We start from the raw sequence: 1,036 nt of genomic DNA on the forward strand, positions 1-1,036 counted from the left end.
AATTTAGTAAAATAAATTTGGAGGTGTTTTTCTAATGGCAAAACATAATTATTATCCGGAGACATTAAAAATTCAGATCGTTGAGAGATTATTAGCAGGAGAATCGGCTTCATCCCTTCGGGAAGAATTTAATATCCCAAGTAGAGGAACAATATATAGGTGGAAACAATGGTACATGAAAGGAGAAATTCACCGTTTTAAAACTTCTTCAGGTCGTCCTTTAGAGAAAGAAGCTTCCATTTATCAAACATTACAGGACAGAGAAAAAGAGCTAGAATTATTAAAAAAATTCTTTTCCAAAGAAAGGGGGTGACACAAGAAAATATAATTCATTTCATCGAGCAACACAAAAGCCAGTTGCCAATTTCAAAGTTGACCCAGTTGTTTGGACTATCAAGAAGTACTTTTTATAGAAACAGAAAGCTAAAACCATCAAGTTTAACACCTGTGGAAGAAAGAATTCATCAGTTAGTTCAAGAAAACCATTATCTATTTGGTTATCGTAAAATTCATGCTCTTTTAAGCCGTGAATTGACAATAGGTATCAATAAAGTAGCACGTATTATGAAACGAAGAGGTTGGAATTGCATAGCGAAAATCAAAAAATACCGTCATACTGGACCGCAACATAAAGCTTTTGATAACCTTATTCAAAAGGATTGGCGCACTAAACAACCCTTACAAAAATTAACGACAGACATAACATACCTTCCTTTTGGAAGCAGTATGCTTTATTTATCAACGATTATGGACATGTTCAATAACGAGATAGTTGCTTACGAAATATCGGATCACCCTGATACCAAATTAGTGATGGATACTTTTAATCAACTCGGTGAGCTACCTGAACAAACTATTTTGCATAGTGACCAAGGAGCCACTTATACAGCAAAAAAGTTCTGTGAGCGAGTAAAACAGAAAAACGTTATCCAAAGTATGTCCCGTAAGGGTACACCTTCAGATAACGCTCCAATAGAGTCGTTTCATGCCTCACTAAAGTCAGAAACGTTCTACATCTCAAAAGAGCCGATAGGCT

2 protein-coding genes are annotated in these 1,036 nt (G+C 35.4%); both read left to right on the forward strand.

Annotated features, from left to right (window positions below):
* The first annotated feature begins 34 nt into the window (after positions 1 to 34).
* Entirely contained in the window at positions 35 to 313 is a 279-nt protein-coding gene (locus HOY35_RS13330; protein ID WP_172214593.1) for a helix-turn-helix domain-containing protein, read from the forward strand.
* On the forward strand, positions 310 to 1,036 hold a 727-nt coding region (locus tag HOY35_RS13335), incomplete at its 3' end, for an IS3 family transposase (RefSeq protein WP_349627516.1). The genes HOY35_RS13330 and HOY35_RS13335, both read left to right, overlap by 4 nt.

The sequence above is a fragment of the Enterococcus sp. MMGLQ5-1 genome, from assembly GCF_013155265.1.
GTDB lineage: Bacteria > Bacillota > Bacilli > Lactobacillales > Streptococcaceae > MMGLQ5-1.